Raw genomic sequence first — 17,339 nt, forward strand, 5'->3', positions numbered from 1 at the left:
TCCAGAGAAATACTCACGAAATAGAGTGATTGATTCACGGTGGGGAGGCTAAGAATGATTGATTGTCGATCTGCTCGCCAACGGCCCTCGGAAAACTGCATAAAAAAGGGAGCTTCTTGGGCTCCCTTCTGGACTGTTTAACCAGCCGCCTTCATCTCTTTTTTCCAGCGATACAGCAGATCCAGGGCATCGCGTGCGCTCAGGTCATCGACATCCAGTTGCTTGAACTGATCGAGCAAGTCCAGTGCTTTTTCTGTAGTCGGGTCAGGCTCGGCGACCGTGGCTTCCGGAGCGCTGCCCGCATTGAACAAATCCAGTTGTGCACTAGGATCGTTTTGCGCTTCCAGGCGGCTTAGCTCGCGGCTGGCCTGGCGTATAACTGCAGAGGGAATGCCAGCACGCTGTGCAACCTGAATCCCGTAGCTGCGGCTGGCCGGTCCTTCCTGGACCTCATGCAAGAACACGATGCCGGAAGCGGATTCCGCGGCGGCCAAGTGCACGTTGGCAGCGGCAGGCAGCTCGTTGGGCAGGCGGGTAATCTCGAAATAGTGCGTGGCAAACAGGGTCAGCGCCTGGTTGTGGCTGAGCAGGCGATGCGCGATGGACCAAGCCAGGGCTAGTCCGTCATAGGTGGAAGTGCCTCGACCAATTTCATCCATCAGCACCAGGCTGTGGGGGGTGGCGCCAGCCAGAATCGCGGCCGCTTCCGTCATCTCCATCATGAAGGTGGAACGGCCGCCGGCCAGATCGTCGGCGGCACCGATACGGGTGAAGATGCGGTCTATCTGGCCGATACGGGCGCGGCTTGCCGGGACAAAGCTGCCGATGCGGGCCAGCAGGGCAATCAGGGCAACCTGACGCATATAGGTGGACTTGCCCCCCATGTTCGGGCCGGTAATCAAAAGCATGCGGCGTTGCGCATGCATTTCGCAATGATTGGGCGTGAAGCGCTCAATAGTGTGTTCCACCACCGGATGGCGGCCTGCCTCAATCCAGATACCCGCTTGTTCGCTCAGTTCCGGGGCGACCCAGTTATGGTCCAGGGCATGAAGCGCTAGAGAGGACAGGGTGTCCAGCTCGGCCAGCGCGCTCGAGCATAGGGCCAGCGGGCCGGCATAGCTTTGCAGCTTGTCCAGCAGTTCATCGAAAAGGAATTTTTCGCGGCTCAGGCTGCGGTCCTTGGCCGACAGGACCTTGTCTTCCCATTCTTTCAGCTCGGGCGTGATGAAACGCTCGGCATTTTTCAGAGTCTGGCGGCGCCGGTAATCCTCGGGAACCTTATCGGCCTGACCGCGGCTGACCTCGATAAAGAAGCCATGTACGCGGTTGTACTCAACACGCAGCGTGGCAATCCCGGTACGCTCGCGTTCGCGGGCCTCGATTTTCAAGAGGACATCACCGCTGTCGCTGGCCAGGCTGCGCAGTTCGTCCAGGTCAGGATCATAGCCATCCGCAATGACCCCACCATCGCGTATCAGCAAAGCGGGCTCGGCGGCGATAGCGGCCTGCAGCAGACGGGCCAGTTCCGGGTCCAGGGCCAGGCTGAGCAAATGTCGATGCAAGTGCTCGGACTGGGCAAAATTGTGTTCCAGCTCCTGACGCAGCTCGGGCAGCGTGGCCAGTGCATCCCGCAGGCTGGCCAGTTCTCGGGGACGTACGCTACGTAGCGATATACGGGTCGCAATCCGCTCAAGGTCAGGGAAGCGACGCAGTGCCTGGCGCAAGGCGCCCAAGGGGTCGCCCGCATTCAGACTGGCGCTTTGCTGGGTCTGGAAAAATAGGGACACCACGTCCTGGCGTTGTTGAACCGTCTGGTTCAAACGCAAGGGGTGATGCAGCCAACGGCGCAGCAAGCGACTGCCCATGGGAGTCTGACAATGATCCAGCGTCGAGAAGAGAGTGGGGCTGGTTTCGCCGCTGATGGTTTCGGTGATTTCCAGATTTTTGCGGGTGATCGCGTCCAGTACCAGAAAGTCCGAGCTGTGCTGCACGCGGATAGCCGTGATATGCACCAGGGACTGGGATTGTGTGCTGCCGACATAGCGTAGCAATGCACCGGCGGCAGCTGTCGCCGCAGGCAGATCGTCCAGGCCAAAACTGGCCAGAGAGTCCAGATCAAAATGATCGAGCAAGGTCTCGCGCGAGCCGTCGGCGGCAAAATGCCAGTCGGGCAAAGTATGGCAACTGGCCTGGGGAAGTTCGGGAGCAGGACGCTGGGACTCGGGATAGACCAGCTCAACGGGGCCGATACGGTTGAGCTCGGTGTCCAGCATATCGGGCTCACACTGGCTGACCAGAAATTCGCCGCTGGCCAGATTCATCCAGGCCAGCCCCACCATTTCCTGACGTTGCACCTTCATGCGAGTGCAAGCGGCGATCAGGCGGTCTGCCTTGGGGGGCAGCAAGGCATCGTCCGTCAGTGTTCCGGGCGTGACAACACGCATGATCTTGCGCTCGACGGGGCCTTTGCTGGTGGCCGGATCGCCTACTTGCTCACAAATCGCGACCGACTCACCCAATGCCACCAAACGCGCCAGATAACCTTCCATGGCGTGAAAAGGCACGCCAGCCATGGGAATCGGTTCGCCGTTGGAGGAACCCCGCTTGGTCAGCGTCAGATTCAGCAAACGCGCGCCGCGCTCGGCATCGGCGTAGAACATCTCATAGAAGTCTCCCATCCGGTAGAACAACAGATGTGAACCAGCCTCCGCTTTGAGCTGAAGGTATTGGCGCATCATGGGCGTGTGGGCGGACAGATCGGCAGCAGAAGTCATAGCGCAGTACAGGTCAGGGAATTCAACAACAAGGCCGCCCAGAAGGCGGCTGAGTGGATATTGTAGCGAGGGCGGTCAAGAGGGGGGGAGGGAGCGTGCTGAATTAGTCCCGCGTACTGACACCTACGCTTGCCAATGGTTCGAAAGCGGTAATAGAATTCATTCTCATTCAAAATAATAGTCTCCATTTCTGCAGTCAGTGACCGGTCTGTTTGTGTTCGTTGCGTGCTGGGGGATGGTTTTCAACGTTCGATGGACGCACGGCACTATTCCGAGTTGGTCAATTTCTTTGCCCGCTTTCTCAATGACCGGGAGGCGGCACGAGAGGTGGTGCAGGAAAGCTATGCCCGTGTGTTTGCCGGGGTGTCGCCAGCGCGCCCAGCCCGCAATTTGCGTGCTTTGCTGTTTCGTGCTGGCAAGAATATTGTGATTGATGGCGCCAGGCGTCGGCAGGCGGAACAGGTCATGCTCGATACCTTGACCATGATGACGGCCAGGGAGGCTCCCAGCACGGAGTATCTGGTGCAGGTGCGCCAGCAGCTCCAGGCCCTATTGTCTCGATTGGGGGTCATGCCCCGCAAACGGCGCGAGGTATTCGTTCTGGTGCGCATTTATGGTTTTAGCCATCAGGAGGCGGCCAGCCATTTGGGCCTGTCTTTGGCGTCAATTGAAAAACATGTGGTACGGGCGGTGATGGACTGTCTGGACCTGGCCAACGCGTAGTGAGATTTTTTCATGGCGGCACCGGATCGAATCGCGCGAGCGCGCCTGGAGCAAGCCCTGCTATTGCTGGCTCGCCAGCACGGGGGTGATGAGGCCACGGCGCACGCGGCCAAGACGCAGTTTGAGCGGTGGCGTACGCTCAGTGCCGATCATGCAGCCGCTGCAGATCTGGCCCTGCGAGCGTGGGAGAGCACGCAGGGCCAGGGCCTGCAAGACCGGGTGGCCCTGCCCGGCCCATACCGGGAGAGCAAGCCTGCACGGCGGCGGGTATTGGCCATGCTAGGCGTGCTCGGCATTGGCCTGGCGGCAGGTACAGGAGCCCAGTGGTATTGGCAGCAGGCGTTGCAAGTATTGGCGTTGCAGACCGGCCATGGCGAGCAGCGTGAATACGATCTGCATGATGGCTCCCGCCTGTCTCTGGCTCCCCACACCCGACTGGAAGTGCGCATGATGCGTACAGTACGCCAAGTGCAGTTAATGGAAGGGATGATGTATGTGTCGGTGAGTAAAGACCCCACACGCCCCTTTTGGGTAGAGACCCCTCAAGGGCGGGTACGCGTCGTGGGCACGGCGTTTTCTGTCCGGGTCAGTCCTCATGCGTTGCAGGTGGCCGTGGCACGCGGGCAGGTGACGTTTTTCCCCCATCGTGAGCGTGACCAACGAATCGATCTGCAGGCTGGCCAGGCCTTGCGTCTGGATGCTGATACACCCGCGACAAGAGTGGCAGTCAATCCGGAGCAGGTCGGCGCCTGGCGTCTGGGCTGGCTGGTTTTTGATCAGACCCCACTGGACAAGGTGGCTGCTCAGTGGAACGACTATTTGTCCCCGGCGCTCAATCTGGCTGATGATCCGCGCCTGCATGAACTGCGGGTGACTGGCAGTTTCCGTTTGCGCGATCCGCGGGCTTTTCTGGACAGTTTGCCGGGAATATTGCCGGTGCAGGTCCAGCGTAATGCAAAAGGGGCTTGGCAGGTGTCCCTGAAAAAATAATTGTCCGGTAAAGAGGCTCTCGCTCGTCTACACATGCAAAGCCTCTACAAGGACCTCTTGCCATGAAATCCCTTTTACGCCGTTGCGGCGACTGTGTTCGTTCTGTTTATGTGGCCGCTGGCCTGGCCGGGATGGCCTTAAGTGCTCCGGGGACCCCCGTGTGGGCGCAGGCTCGCGGGGCGGCGGCCATCATGCTGGACAGTCGTACACTAGCCGTGCCTGCCCAGCCCTTGAGCGCCACCATCAATACCCTGGCGCATCAGTGGGACGTGGCGATTTTATTGGATGCCACGTTGGCTGCCGGGCGGGCGGCGCCTGCCTTGCAAGGCAGGGTCTCCTTGAATGAAGCACTGGAGCAAGCGCTGGCAGGCACTGGCCTGCTGGCATCGCCCAGTGGCTCGGCTGTAATTATCAGTGCCACGCCTTTGCCACCGACCACCAGCAACAGTGAACAGGCCCAGGAGCTGGCCGCTATTCGGGTACAGGGCAAACGATTGGCGCCCGGGGTCACTGAAGGTTCTGAATCTTACCTGGCCGATTCCAATAGCACGTCTACCCGCCTGAACCTGTCTTTGCGCGAAACTCCACAGTCCGTCAGTGTGATGACTCGACAGCGCATGGATGATCAAGGGCTTACCCAGTTGGCTGATGTGGCCGCCCAGACCCCGGGGCTGGTTTATGTCGCAGGCGGTAACTCTGGCTCGGACAGCAGCATGATTTACGCGCGTGGCTTTGTGGTTGAGAACTACATGGTCGATGGCATGGGCCAGACCTACAGTGGCTATCGTTCGCTGTTTCAAAGCAATGACATGGTGCTCTATGACCGGGTCGAAGTTCTGCGCGGGGCCAGTGGCTTGATGAATGGTGTGGGTGAGCCGGGCGCTACCCTGAACATGATGCGCAAGCGTCCGACGCAGGATTTTCAGTTCAGGGCCAAACTGGAAGGGGGGGCCTGGGATTACTACCGGGGCGAAGCGGATCTGTCCACTCCCTTAAATGAGTCCGGCAGCATGCGTTTGCGTACCGTGGCTGCCTGGCAGGATAACCATTCCTTTATTGATCGTCTGCACGAAAAAAAGCAGATCTTTTACGGTATTTTTGAGGCGGATCTGACGCCATCGACCTTGTTCAGTCTGGGATACACCTTTCAGAACCACAAGAGTACGAATCATGCCGGACGAGGCCTGCCTCTTTTCTATTCTGATGGAGGTCTGGTCGACTGGGACCGTTCTACATCCGGCGCAGCCAGATGGGCCTATTCGTCGCGTCGCAATCAACGCTTGTTTGCTTCCTTGGAGCATCGTTTTGATAATGACTGGACCTTAAAAGGCGTCCTGGATCGCTCCGAGACGCGCTACGACGAGGTACTGGGCTATGCCTCGCAGGGCTTCCCAGATCGTTATACGGGAGCGGGTGTTGGCTTGTGGGCGGGGCGCTGGTCGGGTGAACCCGTGCAGACCAGTCTGGATATCAGTGCCAGCGGGCCGTTCCAATTGCTCGGGCGCGAGCATGAGGCCGTGGTCGGGTTGACCAGCTCACGTACCCGGGATCTGGCGCCAAGCTATACCCTGTGGTGGCACAAGGACTGGAATGCCAGCGTTCAGGATATTTTTAACTGGGACGGTCGCTTTCCCTCGGAACCCGCCAATCCCGCCACCGGCCAGACGCGTTCGGTGGAAAAGATCAACAGCGCTTATGCCACCGTCCGTTTCAAGCCCAGCGACAATCTGGCCGTCTTGCTCGGTGGCCGCATGACCAGTTGGTCGCTCTACAAGAACTCCTTGTCTTATGCCAGTGGCAAACGCACCGAGACAGTGCGTACCGCCAACGACCAGTTCACCCCCTACCTTGGGCTAGTCTATGACTTGTCCGATCACTGGTCGGTGTATGGCAGCTACACCAATATTTTCAAGCCCCAGGAGTATCGCGACGCGGATGGCAACTATCTGGACCCGCGCACTGGCAACAGCATGGAAGTAGGGCTTAAGGGAAGTTATCTGGATGAACAACTGAGTCTGGGCCTGGCCTTGTTCCGTACTCGTCAGGAAAACTTTGCCGTGGTGATTCCCGGCGTATATGGGCCCAGTGGAGATGCCGCCTATGAAGCGGTATCGGGCGCTTTGACCCGGGGGGTGGAGTTGGAGGCCACCGGGCAGCTCAGCCCGCAATGGCAAGCATCGGCCAGTTTTACCCGTGTTCTTGCTCAGGACCGCGATGGCAAGGCATTGCTAACCGGTGTGCCGCAAAACACCTTCAAGTTGTACACCACGTATCACCTGCCCTCGGTGGGACAGGGCCTGACGGTAGGGGGCGGACTGCGTTGGCAAAGTGGTGTGTATGAGGAACAGGCAGGTCCCTTGAAGCAACGTCTGGACCTTCCCAGTGTGGCGGTTTTTGACTTGATGGCCCGCTACACGGTGAACAAGCAGGTCAGCGCCTATCTGAATGTGAACAATGTCTTTGACAAGCATTATCTGACGACCGTCAATACCGCTGTTTACGGTTCGCCACGCGCGATTCGTGCCGGTCTGGATCTCCGGTTTTAAAGGGGACGGTGATGAAGTCCAAAGCAGTGAGGCGCCGCTGGGCGTTTGCCCTGGTGGCGCTGCTGGCGCTCGGTGCGCTGGCAGCGCATGCGGGGCGTTCGTCAGCGCGGTTTGATACGGTGTCTGTGAAACAAGGTGATATTCGTGCCACCGTCGCGGCGGTGGGCACCTTAAAGCCCCGTCGCTATGTGGATGTCGGTGCGCAGGTCTCGGGTCAGATTACCGCATTGCCGGTGGCTCCGGGCGATCAGGTTGAGCAGGGCCAGTTGCTGGTGGAAATTGACCCCAGCGTACAGCAGGCCACAGTCGATGCAGGCCGCGCTTCGTTGGCGGCATTTCGCGCCCAGTTGGCTGAGCAACAGGCCCAGCTTTTGTTGGCACGCCAGCAGTTGACACGTCAGCGTCAGCTGGAGCGTCAGCAGGCCAGCCGTCAGGAAGATATACAGATTGCTCAGGCGAACCTGGCAAGCGCGCAGGCCCGTGTGGCTCATGTGCGGGCGCAGATGGAGCAGACCCAGGCCACGCTGAAAGCCGACGAGGCGCGATTGGGCTACACGCGCATTTACGCGCCCATGAGTGGCACCGTGATTGGTGTGCAGGCCCGTGAAGGCCAGACCTTGAACGCCACGTATCAGACTCCCACCATCCTACGCATCGCTGATTTGAGCACGATGACAGTCTGGACCAGCGTGTCCGAGGCGGATATACGCCGTATCAAACCTGGTATGGCGGTTACGTTCACCACCTTGGGCGAACAGAGTGAGCCCCAGGTGCGCCATTGGCAGGCCACTGTGCGCCAGATCATGCCAGCGCCTGAAGGCAGCACCCAGGAAGAAACGACGGCGGCCACGCCTGCCGCGACGCAGGCCATCATGTATACAGTGGTGTTTGATGTGGACAATGCGGACGGCGAATTGATGCCACAGATGACGGCGCAGGTGCTGTTTGAAATTGCTCGTGCCGACCAGGCTTTGCTGGTGCCCGTGGTGGCCTTGCGGCCTGACCTGCAGCGTGGTCCAGACGCCTTTACAGTGCCTGTGCTGGAGCAGGGCAAGCTGCAGGAAAAGCCGGTCAGCCTGGGGGTGCGCAATCGACATCAGGTGCAGGTTCTGGAGGGGCTGGCTCAAGGTGAGCAGATTGTGTTGGCCGTGGTCGCGGCCGAGCATGGCTGGCGGTGGTTGCAATGGTAGAGGCCGCACCTGCCTTGATTGAGTTGTGCGATATCTGCCGTATTTACGGTGGCCCTCCCAGCGCCAAACCGGCTGTGCAGGTTCTGTTCGATGTCAGCTTTCGCATTGAACCAGGCGACTTTGTGGCGATTGTCGGTGCTTCGGGCTCGGGCAAGTCGACCCTGATGAATCTGCTTGGTTGCCTGGACAAACCCAGCAGCGGCACGTATCTGTTTGAGGGCCGGAATGTGGCGCAGCTAGGCCCGGACGAACTGGCCGCCTTGCGACGGGAAACCTTTGGATTTGTGTTTCAGGGCTATCACCTGATCCCGACCGAAACGGCCTGTGAAAATGTGCAGATGCCCGCAATTTATGCGGGTATGGACGAGGCCAGCCGCGCTGAACGTGCCGCGCGTTTGTTGAGCAGTCTGGGCTTGGTGGACAAGCTGGATAACCGGCCTAACCAGTTGTCCGGCGGTCAGCAGCAGCGCGTCTCCATCGCTCGTGCCCTGATGAATGGCGGCCGGGTCATTCTGGCTGACGAGCCTACGGGTGCGCTGGACTCGGCTAGCGGTGCGGAGGTAATGGCACTGTTGCGTGAGCTGTCCGATTCCGGGCATACCATCATTCTGATTACGCACGACCAGAAAGTGGCCGCGATGGCGGACCGGGTCATCGAGATCCGTGATGGTCGTATCCTGTCTGATAGTCGCCCCGATGCAGCGGCCCCCTCGAAGGCCAGGCAGTCTTTAAGGGAGCCGCAACATCGCTGCTCACCCTGGCTCTCGGAAATCAAGGACGCTGCACGCAGTGCCTTGCGTAGCATGTTCCTTAACCGGCATCGCACTGCTCTGACTTTACTGGGTGTGATTATTGGGGTGGCCTCGGTCATTGTCATGCTGGCGGTGGGCGAGGGTGCACGTCAAAGGGTGATGGATCAGATGGGGACGATGGGCACCACCATCATGTACCTGAGCAGTTCCTCTCCACCCCATGGGCTGCCCAAAGGGCAACTGACGCAGGAGGATCTGGAAGCGATTGGAGAGCTGCCTCTGATACGACGCGTGATGCCGGTGATCGGGGACCCGATTACCGTGCGGCGTGGCAGTGTGGACCGGCAAGTGTATGTGTTTGCCGCCAATGAAACCATGCCGGCCATTCACCGTTGGGAACTGGCCCAGGGCCGTTACTACACCGATGCCGAGGACCGTGATCTGGCGCCTCTGGTGGTGTTGGGGCATCGCGCGGCCCAGCAATTTTTTCCCCATGTCAAACAGCCTTTAGGTCAGCAGTTGCTGATCGGCAATTCGCCTTTTGAGGTGATCGGTGTGATGCAGGAGCGCGGGGCGGATTCGGGGGCGCAGGACTATGACGATATGGTTTTTGTACCTTATCAGGCGGCCCGGGCACGGGTGTATCAGGCCCAGACGCAGCCTGATTATGTGGTGATTGATGCGCAGGACAGTTCCACTGTTCTGGAAGCGGAACAGAGCATGCGTCAACTGCTGATCCAACGTCATGGCGGGCGAGAAGACTTTTCGATTGGCAATGCAGCTGCGCGGTTGCAGGCCGAGGCTTCCACGCGGCAGGCCATGAGCATGATGCTGGGTTTGATTGCCGCGGTGTCTTTGTTGGTGGGCGGCATTGGTGTCATGAACGTGATGCTGATGACGGTGCGTGAGCGTACGCGGGAAATTGGTATACGTATGGCAACGGGTGCGCGACAAAGCGACATCCTGCGCCAGTTCTTGACCGAGGCGGTTCTGTTGACGATTACAGGCGGTTGCCTGGGCGTGCTGGCAGGTGCAGTTGTGGGCATTGGCTTGATCGTTGGAGGGGTGGATGTGGTGTTTTCCTTGCGGGCGGCCTTGGGCGCCTTTGGCTGCGCCGTGGTGACGGGCATGGTGTTTGGTTATATGCCAGCACGCACGGCGGCAGCGCTGGACCCCGTGCAGGCTTTGGCTGGAGAGTAGACATGGCTCATTACCGATGGATAGCAGGGGTCATGAGCACGCTTGTGCTGCAGGCTTGCAGCTCCTTGTCCTCCGACCTGGACAAAACCCCACCGACGCTGCCCCAGGCGTATCAACAGCAGGCCAAGGCGACACCCAGCCCTGTACCGGCTCAGGTAGAGCTGCAGTGGTGGCGTGCCTATAACAGCCCCGCCTTGAACAGCCTGATGCAGGAAGCCTTGAAGGATGTGGCGCTGCTGCGTCGGGCCCAGGCCCGGATCTTGCAGGCGCAGGCCCAGGCACGCATTACCGGAGCCAGTTTGCTGCCGGAATTGCAGGGCAATCTGTCTGCGCAACGAGAGGCGCCGGTTTCTTCGTCTCATGGTGAGTCCCGCTCGCACTATGTGACTGGTGTATTCATGAGTTATGAGCTCGATGTGTGGGGGCGCCTTCGGGCCCAGGCCGACAGCGCTGTATTCCTGGCTCAGGCGGCGAACTACGAGCTGGATGTGCTGCGTGTCAGCGTGCAGGCGCAGGTGGTGCATTTAAGCCTGCAAGCCTTGGGTGATAAACAGCGGGTGGCAATTGCGCGACAAAACCTGGCTGTTGCACAACGCTTGTTGCGTTTGCTGGAAGCCCGCTTGCAGGCAGGGGCGGCATCTCCTTTGGAGCTGGCACAGCAGCGTCAGTTGCTGGCTGTGCAACAGCGCAAATGGTTGGTGATTGAAGAACAGGCGATTCGCACGCGGGTGGAGTTGGCGACTTTGTTGGGTCGTACTGAAATCCTGCCCGAGCCGCAGGAAGACATTGCCAATTTGCAGGTGCCAGAGCTGGAGGCGGGTTTGCCTTCACAGTTGCTATCGCAACGCCCAGATATTGCGCGCATGGAGGCCCAGTTGTCGGCGGCTCATGCCGATGTGCAGGTGGCTCGCGCTGCCATGTTCCCCAGCCTGACCTTGGGGGCCTGGGCAGGAGCATCGGCTAATCATTGGGAAGAAAGCGTGCGCCATCCGGTCTACAGTCTGATCAGCGGGCTGGTGGCTCCCATCTTCAATGCGGGTCGACTGCAGGCAGACAAGGATTTGAACGAGGCCCGTTTACAGGAATGGCTGGCACAGTATCGCCAGACCATTGTGCAGGCCTATATGGAGGTCGAGGGTGTGCTGGCACAGCTGCAGAGCCTGGATGCCCAGGCACAGACCATGGAACGGGAGTGGGAGCAAGCCAAGCTGGCGTTTCAACTGGCCGAAGCACGTTATCGCTCCGGCTCGGAAACCTTGCTGTCTTTACTGGATGCGCAGCGTACCTTGTACGCCGCTCAGGATGTGCGCGTCAGCTTGCTGCAATCGCGTTTGCAGTCCCGCGCCGCGCTCTTTCGAGCGCTGGGCGGGGGTTGGCAAGCTGGCTCAGGCGGCCTGGCTGATCAGGGGACGGTGGCACAGGCTGGGGTCTAACAGGCTGGCTGCCGCCTCGTCGAGCAGGATATGGGTGTTGGCGTGTTGCTTCAAGGCGGTGAAAGGCAGTTCGGGTGTGATGCCGCCTTGCTGGTAATTGAGCATGGTGCGCGCCTTGTGCTCGCCCGTCACTACCAGGGCAATTTCACGGGCGCTCAGAATATCGGCAATCCCCATGGTGATGGCCGAGGCCGGCACTTCGTCCATGGAGTCAAAAAAACGGCTGTTGTCGATACGGGTCCGCTCGGACAGGGCCACCACATGGGTGTGGCTGTCAAACGGCGTGCCCGGTTCGTTAAAACCGATATGACCGTTGGTGCCTACGCCCAGCAGTTGCAAGGCGACGCCGCCGCTGGCAGCAATCGCTGCGGAGTATTGCTGGCAGTGCTGTTCCAGTTCGGTGGCCAGGCCATTGGGCAGATGCAGACGTGTCGCATCAAAAGGCAGTTGGTCAAACAGGTGCTGGCGCATGTAGTAAGCGTAGCTTTGCTCGTGCGTCGCAGACAGGCCTACATATTCATCCAGATTGAAGCTGCTGATACCCGACACATCCAGCCCGTTGGTGCGTACATCCTGTACGAAACGTGCATAAATGGGCTCCATCGTTCCCCCGGTGGCCAGACCCAGCGTCGCTTGCGGGTCCTGACGGATAATGTCCTGAAGGCGGGTGCTCAGGTGTGCTGCAATTGCTGCCGAATCGGGGAAGACTAAAAACATAATCTTGTTCTTCGTAGGGGCGGATTAAGTTGAAAAAAAACTTCGCCGCAAGTACGGCGAAGTTTGATATTCCGAAATTCTAATGGGACAACGATGTAACGTCAGTTTTTTTTTGCAAGCAAGTGACACCTTTTAATCATCTTGCTGGCGACTCTCCCCCAGAAACCCTCCGCTTTGATGTGTCCACAAACGAGCGTACAGGCCTCCCTTTTGCAGCAGCTCCTGGTGGCTGCCCTGTTCGATGATGCGACCCTGATCCAGCACGATCAGTCGGTCCAGCGCCGCAATGGTAGACAGGCGGTGGGCAATGGCGATCACCGTCTTGCCGTGCATCAGGGTATTGAGGCTTTCCTGAATCGCCGCTTCTACCTCGGAATCCAGGGCGCTGGTGGCCTCATCCAGTAACAGGATGGGTGCGTCTTTGAGCATGACCCGGGCAATGGCGACGCGCTGCCGCTGGCCACCGGACAGTTTCACACCGCGTTCGCCTACATGGGCGTCCAGACCCTGACGACCTTCACGGTCATGCAGCTGCGAGATGAAGTCGGCCGCGGCTGCACGTTCTACCGCCTTGTGCAGGAGCTCGTCGCTGGCCTCAGGGCGGCCATACAAAATGTTGTCGCGCATGGAACGGTGCAGCAGGGAAGTGTCCTGCGTGACCATGCCAATGGCGGCCCGCAGGCTGTCTTGCGTGACGTGGGCGATGTCCTGGCCGTCAATGCGGATGGTGCCGCTGTCCACATCATGAAACCGTAATAGCAGATTGACCAGGGTGGATTTGCCTGCGCCAGAACGCCCGATCAGGCCTACCCGTTCGCCTGGCTGGATCACCAGATTGAGCTTGTCAATCACCTGGCGGCTTTTATCGCGGTAGGCAAAGCTGACATCCTGAAACTCGATTCGGCCTTGCCCGATCCGCAAGGGCTTGGCATCGGGCGCATCTACCACCGTGGGCTTTTGCGTCAAGGTATTGATGCCGTCCTGAATCGTGCCCACGTTCTCGAACAGGTTGGTCAGCTCCCACATGAGCCAGTGTGAATGCCCCGAAAGGCGCAAAGCCATGGCGATGACAGCCGCCACCACACCCGCGCTGGACTGGTCTATCGACCACAGGTAAAGGGCCAGGCCCGCCGAGCTGATCAGCAAGAGGGTGGCCAGCACATGGTTGCTCACCTCAAACAGGCTGATCAGGCGCATCTGGGCGTGGCCGGTTTCCTGGAAACGACGCATCGCGTTTTTGGCATGGTCCGCTTCGCGGCGCGTATGGGCAAACAGCTTGACGGTGTTGATGTTGGTGTAGGCGTCGGTGATGCGTCCTGTCATCAGCGCTCGGGCATCAGCCTGCTCGGCGCCCACTTTACCCAGGCGGGGTACAAAAAACACACAGGCCAGTGCATAGCCCACCAGCCAGAACAGGAAGGGCAGAATCAGCAGACGGTCAAAACTGCCGGCCAGAATCAAAATGCCGATCAGGTAGGCGCTCATGCCCACGACCACTTCCACAGCCATGAACAGGGTCTCACGCACTGCCAGAGCGGTTTGCATGATTTTGGTCGTGATGCGACCTGCAAATTCGTCCGCGTAAAAGGACATGCTCTGGTTAAGCATCAGCTTATGAAACAGCCAGCGCAGGCGCATGGGAAAGTTGATGGCCAGCACCTGATGCATGACTACGGTATGCAGACTGATCAGGACCACGCTGCTCAGCAGGATGGCGGCAATGCCCAGAAGTGTGCTGCCGTGCTGGTTCCAGAACTGGGCCGGTTCGATGGAGGGCAGCCAGTCCACGATATAGCTGAGCAGGGCAAACAGCATGGCCTCGTAGGCCGATAAGCCGATCGAGGTCAGCGTCATCAAGCCAATCCAGGCGCGGGAATGTTTTGTGCAGGCCCAGATGAAGGGGAAAAATCCTTTTGGGGGCGGGGCGACCTGCTGTTCGGGATAGGGATTTAATCGACGTTCAAAAAATGACAGCACCGAAGGAGCTCCAGCGGACGGCTTCAGGGATGACAAGCCGTTTGGACAGATGAAAAGCCGCCCTTTGGGTAAGAGGGCGGCGATTTTTTGATGGTACAGCAGTCATTCTGTGTCACGGATGAAAACCTGATAAAAACACAGTTTTTGTGTCCGGGGGGTGTCAGATCTTGGCTACGGTGAACGTTTTCTGATGGGTGGTGCGTGAGCCCGCTTGGGTAGTGAGTGGCTGCTTGCCGAGCCTTGCGGGGTGTTGTGGGAGGCCGAAGGGATAGGGTCTTGACGCAGGTAGCCCTGCTTCGGCCTGCGGTTTGACGAATGAGAGACGAAGACCAAGCGGGGTTTGGGGTCTGAATAAGATCATCCAGACCCCAATCAGAGAGCGGTTGCGCGCTCTGGCAGGGAGGTGGACTTAGTAGGCCACCACCTGGCCGTCTTTACGGGGGTCGGAGCCGCCCACGTAGTGATTGCCCTGACGCAGAATCAACTGCGCACCGCCAAAGGCAAAGACACCACTGCCTGGTTCGACCAGCACCTCATGACCACGTTCACGCAGAGCCTGAACCAAAGCGGGATCGAATGTGGGTTCCACCGCCACGCCACGCCCACCGGTGACGCGCCAGCGAGGCGCATCGGCTGCGGCTTGCGGATTCTGGCCGTACAGCAAGACCCGTAAGGCCATTTGCATGTGGCCTTGGGACTGGAAGGGGCCGCCCATCACGCCAAAGGACATTTGTGGCGTGCCGTCGGCATTCATGGCAAAGGCTGGAATGATGGTGTGCGAGGGGCGCTTGCCACCGGCAACCTGATTCACGTGTCCAGGGCGCAGGCTAAACCCATGGCCTCGGTTCTGCAGGCTGATGCCGGTACCTGGCACGACTACGCCGGACCCAAAACCCATGTAGTTGGACTGGATCAGGGAGACCATCATGCCGCTGGAGTCCGCGGCGGTGACATAGACTGTGCCAGAGGGACCGGGCAGGCCATGCTTGGGGTCCCCTGCCCGGTCCATTTGAATCAGGGCAGCACGCTCGCGCAGATAGGCCGGGTCCAGCAAATGCTCTGGATGATGAATCATGTGCTCCAGATCTGCGTGGTGTTCGTATAGATCGGCAAAGGCCAGTTTCATGGCCTCAATGCTCAAATGCACCGTGTCAATGTGATCCAGTGGCTGCTGACCGATGCCTGCCTGCTCCATGATGCCCAGCGCCATCAGCGCGGCAAGGCCTTGGCCGTTCGGTGGAATTTCATGAATGACGGATTGCGCAAACGGATGGCTGATGGTGCCGCACCAGTGGGCACGGTGCTCGGCCAGATCCTGTTCGTCCATGGCGCCGCCATGCTGGCGGGAAAAGTCGGCAATGCGTTTGGCCAGCTCGCCGGTATAGAAGTCCCGACCCTGTGTGGCGGCAATACGCTCCAGCGTGTTGGCCTGGTCCGGGTTCTGGTACCACTGTCCGGCAACGGGGGCTTTGCCATCGCGTAAAAAAGCCTCGGCAAAACCGGGCTGATCGCCCAGGCGTTGACGGCCCAGTTCCCACAAGCGGGCAATCACGGGTGAGACAGGAAAGCCGTCACGGGCATAATGAATCGCCGGGGCGGCAACCTGCTCCAGGCTCAGGCGTCCCAGCTTGCTGGACAGCTCGGCCCAGGCAGAGACGGCACCGGGCACGGAGACGCTTTCCCAGCCTTTGTCGGGCATGGCTGTGTGGTCTTTGAATCGATCCGGCGACCAGCCTCGGGGCGAACGTCCGGAAGCGTTCAGGCCATGCAGTTCTTTGCCGTCCCAGACGATGGCAAAGGCGTCACTGCCTATGCCACAACCAGTGGGTTCCACCACGGTCAGGGTAATGGCGGCAGCCAGAGCCGCATCGACCGCGTTGCCCCCGGCTTGCAACATGCGCAGTCCTGCTTGCGCAGCCAGGGGATGGGAGGTGCTGACCATGTTCTGGCCAAGTACGGCAGAGCGGGCGGACGGGTAAGGGTTGTGCCAGTCCATGCCTTTGTCAGTGGTATTCATTGAATCTGTATTCCAGTCAATTTAATCAGGCTTTGCCAGCGTGCGCTGTCTTCGCGAACCAGGGCAATAAAATCTTCCCGGCTGGTGCTGCGAGGTTGGTCCACGCCTAGGGTTTGCAGGCGCGAGCGCACGTTGGGGTCCTGAATGGCATGTGCAAAAGCTTGATAGGCTTTATCACGGATGTCGTCGGGCAGGCCTGCCGGTGCATACAGCCCGAACCAGGTTACCGACTCGTAGCCCGGCAGCCCCGACTCCTGAAAGGTGGGTAAATCGGGAGCCAGCGGCGAGCGCTGTGGACCGGTGACGGCCAGAGCGCGCAACTGACCACTTTTCACATAGGGCATCCCCGTGGGGATCGCATCCAGTAAAACATGGATGGAGCCACCCAGCATATCGTTAATGCCTTGACCGGTGCCACGGTAAGGAACGTGGGACATGACGATATTGGCCTGATTCAAGAAGGCTTCGGTGCCCAGATGCACAATCGTGCCGTTGCCGCTGCTGGCGTAGTTCAACTCATCAGGATGGGCGCGGGCGTAATCAATCAGCTCTGGCAGCGTTTGTGCGGGTACGGACGGGTTCACCAATAAGACGCTGGCGGCATCGCCCAAGTGGGCGATGGGCGTGAAGTCTTTCTCTGCATCGTAGGGCAGGGACTTGTACAGGTGCGGAGCAATCGCGTGGGTGCTGCTGGTGGTGAACAAGAGGGTGTAGCCATCGGGCTTGCTGCGGGCTACCTCGCCAGAGCCAATGGTCCCGCCTGCGCCCGTTCGATTGTCCACCACAATGTTGGTGTTCAGCTCTTTGGCGGCGCTCTCGGCAATCAGGCGGCTGATGACATCGGTGGCGCCCCCCGTGGGGAAAGGCACAATCAGGCGAATGGGGCGCTCGGGCCAATCACTGGCGTGCGCGACCAGGGCGCTGCTCGCCAACAGGGCGCCTGCAAAAGACTGGACAAGCCGCCGCCAGGAACGGCGCGGCGCGGGTAAGGGTTCGGTGCTGGGTCGGGTCATGGCTATC

The 17,339-nt window shown here is 59.6% G+C and carries 11 protein-coding genes; 6 read left to right on the forward strand and 5 right to left on the reverse strand.

The window, feature by feature from the left end; all coding sequences use genetic code 11:
* Positions 1 to 137: 137 nt before the first annotated feature.
* Positions 138 to 2,774, reverse strand: coding sequence for a DNA mismatch repair protein MutS (mutS, locus tag RSQ48_RS04500; protein ID WP_240209030.1), 2,637 nt, complete (start codon positions 2,772 to 2,774; stop codon positions 138 to 140).
* A gap of 252 nt (positions 2,775 to 3,026) precedes the next feature.
* Between mutS and RSQ48_RS04505 the strand changes: the two genes are divergently transcribed.
* From RSQ48_RS04505 to RSQ48_RS04530, 6 genes are all read left to right on the forward strand, one after another.
* A complete protein-coding gene (locus RSQ48_RS04505; RefSeq protein WP_003802702.1) occupies positions 3,027 to 3,497 on the forward strand; it encodes an RNA polymerase sigma factor in 471 nt (156 codons plus the stop codon).
* A 12-nt stretch (positions 3,498 to 3,509) separates the two neighbouring features.
* Entirely contained in the window at positions 3,510 to 4,487 is a 978-nt protein-coding gene (locus RSQ48_RS04510) for a FecR family protein (RefSeq protein WP_240209031.1), read from the forward strand.
* Positions 4,488 to 4,549: 62 nt separating this feature from the next.
* Positions 4,550 to 7,033, forward strand: coding sequence for a TonB-dependent siderophore receptor (locus RSQ48_RS04515; protein WP_240209032.1), 2,484 nt, complete (start codon positions 4,550 to 4,552; stop codon positions 7,031 to 7,033).
* Between the two features lie 11 nt (positions 7,034 to 7,044).
* Complete coding sequence (locus tag RSQ48_RS04520; protein ID WP_131071369.1) at positions 7,045 to 8,223, forward strand: efflux RND transporter periplasmic adaptor subunit; 1,179 nt, start codon at positions 7,045 to 7,047, stop codon at positions 8,221 to 8,223.
* On the forward strand, positions 8,217 to 10,175 hold the full coding sequence (locus tag RSQ48_RS04525) for an ABC transporter permease (RefSeq protein WP_240209033.1): 1,959 nt from the start codon (positions 8,217 to 8,219) through the stop codon (positions 10,173 to 10,175). Before RSQ48_RS04520 ends, RSQ48_RS04525 begins: the two co-directional genes overlap by 7 nt.
* 32 nt (positions 10,176 to 10,207) lie before the next feature.
* Positions 10,208 to 11,608 carry an efflux transporter outer membrane subunit gene (locus RSQ48_RS04530; protein ID WP_240209034.1) on the forward strand — a complete coding sequence of 467 codons (1,401 nt, stop codon included), beginning with the start codon at positions 10,208 to 10,210 and terminating at the stop codon, positions 11,606 to 11,608.
* On the opposite strand, the gene RSQ48_RS04535 is transcribed toward RSQ48_RS04530, so the two are convergent.
* The 4 genes from RSQ48_RS04535 to RSQ48_RS04550 all read right to left on the reverse strand — a co-directional run bounded on the left by RSQ48_RS04535 (position 11,561) and on the right by RSQ48_RS04550 (position 17,332).
* On the reverse strand, positions 11,561 to 12,325 hold the full coding sequence (locus tag RSQ48_RS04535; RefSeq protein WP_003802691.1) for a glucosamine-6-phosphate deaminase: 765 nt from the start codon (positions 12,323 to 12,325) through the stop codon (positions 11,561 to 11,563). The two genes, RSQ48_RS04530 and RSQ48_RS04535, sit on opposite strands and share 48 nt — an antisense overlap.
* A gap of 132 nt (positions 12,326 to 12,457) precedes the next feature.
* Positions 12,458 to 14,302 (reverse strand): ABC transporter ATP-binding protein, encoded by a 1,845-nt coding sequence (locus RSQ48_RS04540; RefSeq protein ID WP_003802689.1) that lies wholly within the window; start codon positions 14,300 to 14,302, stop codon positions 12,458 to 12,460.
* A 409-nt stretch (positions 14,303 to 14,711) separates the two neighbouring features.
* Positions 14,712 to 16,319, reverse strand: coding sequence for a gamma-glutamyltransferase family protein (locus RSQ48_RS04545; RefSeq protein ID WP_240209035.1), 1,608 nt, complete (start codon positions 16,317 to 16,319; stop codon positions 14,712 to 14,714).
* The gene (locus tag RSQ48_RS04550; protein ID WP_059318742.1) at positions 16,316 to 17,332 is read right to left on the reverse strand and encodes a Bug family tripartite tricarboxylate transporter substrate binding protein; all 1,017 of its coding nucleotides are present in this window, start codon (positions 17,330 to 17,332) and stop codon (positions 16,316 to 16,318) included. The genes RSQ48_RS04545 and RSQ48_RS04550 overlap by 4 nt, the downstream gene beginning before the upstream one ends.
* Positions 17,333 to 17,339 lie beyond the last annotated feature (7 nt).

The sequence above is a fragment of the Alcaligenes sp. SJTW-7 genome (genome assembly GCF_047716895.1).
Classification (GTDB): Bacteria; Pseudomonadota; Gammaproteobacteria; order Burkholderiales; family Burkholderiaceae_B; genus Alcaligenes; species Alcaligenes ammonioxydans.